The 4,330-nt window shown below is 76.8% G+C and carries 4 protein-coding genes; all 4 read right to left on the bottom strand.

Going from position 1 to position 4,330, the window contains the following annotated elements:
- On the bottom strand, positions 1–876 hold an 876-nt coding region (locus tag Q0195_RS10525; protein ID WP_299278092.1), incomplete at its 3' end, for a DUF6297 family protein.
- A gap of 65 nt (positions 877–941) precedes the next feature.
- Complete coding sequence (locus tag Q0195_RS10530) at positions 942–1,628, bottom strand: ABC transporter ATP-binding protein (RefSeq protein ID WP_299278095.1); 687 nt, start codon at positions 1,626–1,628, stop codon at positions 942–944.
- 138 nt (positions 1,629–1,766) lie between these two features.
- On the bottom strand, positions 1,767–4,025 hold the full coding sequence (locus Q0195_RS10535; protein ID WP_299278098.1) for an ATP-dependent DNA helicase RecG: 2,259 nt from the start codon (positions 4,023–4,025) through the stop codon (positions 1,767–1,769).
- Positions 4,022–4,330: hypothetical protein (locus Q0195_RS10540; RefSeq protein WP_299278101.1), on the bottom strand; the 309-nt coding region annotated here is incomplete at its 5' end. The genes Q0195_RS10540 and Q0195_RS10535, both read right to left, overlap by 4 nt.

Raw genomic sequence — 4,330 nt, forward strand, 5'->3', positions numbered from 1 at the left:
GACGGCGAGGGCGGCACCCGGCCCGGCGGCGCGGACGAGCGCCGGGACCGGTCCGAGCCGGGCGGAGCGGCGGCGCCGGCCACGGCGGGGCCCGGTGTCCAGCGCGCGGCCCAGCGCGCGGGTGTCGCTGGACAGCACGGCCCCGCTCAGCTCGAGCGTGGCGGCACCGCGTTCGCGCAGCTCGCTGTCGTGGATGTGCGGGAGGCTGTGTGCGGCGACCCACCCGGCCGCGCCGAGCAGCACGAGGGCGGCGGCGAGCGGTGCCCAGCCGACCGTGACGGTGAGCGCGCCGGGTGGGCGGAGCGCGAGCACCAGCGCGACCACGGGGACGAGGGCGAGCAGGCCGTCCCCGACCGCGGAGGCGAGCCGCCACCGGCCGGTCGCCTCGACGGGGACGAGCGCGAGTGCCACGGCGCCGCCGAGCGCCAGACCGGTGAGCGTGGCGGCCAGCCCGCCCGTCACGCCGAGCGCCGGGTCGAGGGCGAGGGCGAGGAGCAGCCCGGTGACCGCGCCGACGGCGGCGGCGCCGCTGGTGGGGGCCAGGAGCGAGGGCCGCAGCAGGGAACGCCGCTCCCCCGGCAGCGGCAGCCACCAGCCCGCCTGTGCCGCACCGAGCGCGACCGGGCCGGTGCGGGCGAGCACCCCGGTCCCGGCGCCGAGCACCGCGACGGCGGCCAGGAGCATGAGCCACCCGGTGTCCAGGGCGGTGACGGCCTGCGTATGTCCCGGCCGGGCGAGGCCGGCGCTGCGGGCGAGGGCGGCGGCCATCGCGACGGTCACGGCGACGGTGAGGACGATGGTGTAGACGTCGGAGAGCAGCTCACCGGCACCCGTGCGGCTCCGGGCGCGGACGACGAGCCGGGTCCAGCGGCGCATCGCACCGCCGCTCGGGTATCCGGCGGCACCCGACGGGGCGCGCAGGGCCGGGGTCCGCCGGCGGCTCACAGCGCGGCGATGGCCGCGGCGCCGGCGGCCGGGTCGAACTCGTGCACGCCGTCGGCGTCGAGGAGGAGGACACGCGTGGCGGCGCGCTCGACGAGGACGGGGTCGTGGGAGGCGACGAGCACCGCCCCGCCCTCCGCGCGCTCCTCGACGAGCATCTCCGCGAGGCGGTTGCGCATACCGGCGTCGAGGCGCTGCTCGGGCTCGTCGAGGACGAGGAGGGAGCGGGGGCGCACGAAGGCGGCGGCGAGCAGCACACGTCGGCGCTGTCCGGAGGACAGCGCCGAGGGCAGGGCGTCGGCACGGTCGTCGAGACCGAAGTCCGCGACGAGGTCGGTGACGAGGTCGCGGGCGTCCGGGACGCGGTGCCCGAGGGCGGTGAGGAGGAGGTGCTCCGTGACGGTGAGGGCGGGGAAGAACGCATCGTCGCCGAGGACGGCGGCCACGGCGGCGCGCTGGTCCCCGGTGCGGGGGTCCGGCGGGGCACCGAGGAGCTCGACCCGCCCGCCGAGCGGTTCCTGCAGCCCGAGCACGGTGCGCAGGACGGTGGACTTGCCGGTGCCGTTCGCGCCGATGACGGCCACCGCCTCGCCCGGGGCGAGGGTGAGGTCCACCGGCGCGCACACCGGCTCCTGCCCGTAGCCGACGCTGAGGGCACGGGTGCGCAGCAGCAGCTCCTCGGGCATGGCGGGCAGCGTACCGGGCGGGTGGTCCCGCGTGCGGGCGGGTGGTCCCGCGTGCGGGCGGCCGGCCCACCGGGAGCGACGGCCGGCCCGGCCGGGCCTCCACGCTCCCGCGACACGCAGGCTGGTCCGTGGGCCCGCCTAGGTGCGGTTGAGGAACTCGGCCCGCTCCGGGTCGAGCTGCTCGGTGATCGTGCGGGACAGGGCGGGCAGCTCGGCCAGCGTGGGGTCGCGGTCGACGACGGCGCGGGCGTCCCAGCGGGCCCGCTCGATGACGTCCGTGTCGGTGAGCACCCGCAGCAGGCGCAGCGAGCTGCCGCGGCCGGACTGGGCGGCACCGAGGATGTCGCCCTCGCGCCGCTGCTCGAGGTCGACCTGGGCAAGCTCGAAGCCGTCGGTGGTCGCCTCGAAGGCGCGCAGGCGGGTCATCGCCGGGGTGCCGTCGCGGGCGGTGGTCCACGCCAGGCAGGTGCCCGGGCGGGCGCCCCGGCCGATGCGGCCGCGCAGCTGGTGGAGCTGGGAGATGCCGAAGCGGTCGGCGTCCATGATGACCATGACCGAGGCCTCCGGGACGTCGACCCCGACCTCGACGACCGTCGTCGTGACGAGGACCGGCACCTCGCCCGCGGCGAAGGCCGCCATGGCGACGTCCTTCTCCTCCGGCGTCATCCGCCCGTGCAGCTCGCCGATGCGGACGCCCTCCAGCGCGGGGTGCCGGCGCAGGAGCGCCGCGACCTCGTCGACGGCCGCGAGCGGGCGCTGCCCGTTCCCCGCGCCCTCGCCCCCGCGCGGACCGCCCGTCCTGCCGGCGCCGTTCCCCGGCCCGGCCGCCTCGCCGTCGGCGTCCGCCGCGACGAGCTCGCCCTCGACGTCGTCGTCCTGGGCGCTGATCCGCGGGCACACGACGTAGACGCGCCCGCCGTCGTCGATCTCCTCGCGGGCCAGCTCCCAGGTGCGCTGCACCCAGCGTTCGTTGAGCGCGTCGACGAGGAAGGTGCGGATCCCGGAGCGACCGGCCGGGACCTCGCGCAGCGTGGAGGTCTCCAGGTCCCCGAAGACCGTCATCGCCACGGTGCGCGGGATGGGGGTGGCCGTCATGACGAGGAGGTGCGGGGTGACCGCCGCCTTGGCGCGCAGCGCGTCGCGCTGCTCGACGCCGAAGCGGTGCTGCTCATCGACCACCACGAGCCCGAGGTCGGCGAACTGGACGCCCTCGGAGAGCAGCGCGTGGGTGCCGATGACGATGCCGGCCTCCCCCGACGCCGCGGCGAGGAGCGCCTGCCGGCGTGCGGCGGCGGGCAGCGAGCCGGTGAGGAGGGTGACCCGGGTGCCGTTCTCCGCGCCGCCGAGCATCCCCGCCTCGGCGAGCGGGCCGAGGAGCGCGGTGATGGAGCGGGCGTGCTGGGCGGCGAGCACCTCGGTGGGGGCGAGCAGCGCGGCCTGTCCCCCGGCGTCGACGACCTGGAGCATGGCGAGCAGCGCCACGACCGTCTTGCCCGAGCCGACCTCGCCCTGGAGGAGCCGCTGCATCGGCCAGGGGCGGGCGAGCTCGCCGGAGATCTCCGCGACGACCGCGGCCTGGCCCTCGGTGAGGGTGAAGGGCAGCCGGGCGGTGAAGGCGTCGCGGATGCCACCCTCCCGCGGTGGCCGCGCGGTGGCGGCGGTGGCCTCGGTCTCGGCGCGGCGCACCGCGAGCGCGGTCTGCAGGACGAAGGCCTCCTCGTAGCGCAGCCGCTCGCGGCCGCGGCGCCAGTCGGCCTCCGTCTGCGGGGCGTGGACGAGGCGCAGCGCCTCGCGCAGGGTGGGCAGGTTGTCGCGCCGCCGGATCCGCTCCGGCACGGGGTCCGGGACGTCCTCCTCGGTGAGCGGCTCGAGCACGGTCTGGACCGCGCCGCGGATGCGCCACGTGGGCAGCGCGGCGCTGGCGGCGTAGAACGGGATGGGCCGGGAGGCCTCCTCGACGGCGCGCGCCTCGTCCTCCTCGTCGTCGACGAAGCGGAAGGCCGGGTTCTTCAGCATCCGCCGGCCGGCGAAGTGCTCGACGGTGCCGGTGAACAGCCCCACCCGGCCCGGGTAGAGCTTGCGTTCCTGGCTGGCCAGGTAGCCGTGGGCGCCGAAGAACCGCAGCACGAGCTCGCGCTGCCCGTCGGTGACGGTGACGTCGAGCATCGAGGTGCGGGGCTTGCGGGTGGGGCGCAGGGTGGTGCGCGCGACCCGCGCGTTGACCGTGACGTGGTCCCCCACCGGCAGGTCGGTGAAGTCGGTGAGCCGGCTCGGGTCCCCGTACCGCCGCGGGTAGTGGCGCACGAGGTCCCAGCCGGTCTCGAGCCCGAGCTTGGCCAGCGCCTTGGCGGTGCGGTCCCCGACGAGGCGGGTGAGCGGGGCGTCGAGCGGGCTCACCGGACCACCGCCGCAGCGAGCACGGTGCGCGTGTCGGTCACGTCCGTCCTCCCGGTATGGTCGATCGCGTCCAGGCTAGCCGTCGCCACCGACACGACACCGTGAGGTGTGTCGCACCGTTTGGGCGGCTCCCCCGCGGTCGGGTATCCTGCACAGGTTGCCCGTTCGGGCGCGGTTGCGCGGCTACCGCCGTCGACCACGATGACATCCACGACCACCAGGTCGTGTGCCGGCAAGAGATTCAGGAGAAGACCGTGGCTGCCACCTGCGACGTCTGCGGCAAGCACCCCAGCTTCGGCAAGAGC

Origin of the sequence: uncultured Georgenia sp., assembly GCF_937958535.1 — a bacterium.
Classification (GTDB): Bacteria; Actinomycetota; Actinomycetes; order Actinomycetales; family Actinomycetaceae; genus Oceanitalea.

What these genes read in the sequence shown, in the direction of transcription:
- Q0195_RS10530 (WP_299278095.1), bottom strand. Translation starts at nt 1,628, where the DNA reads ATGCCCGAGGAGCTGCTGCTGCGCACCCGTGCCCTCAGCGTCGGCTAC.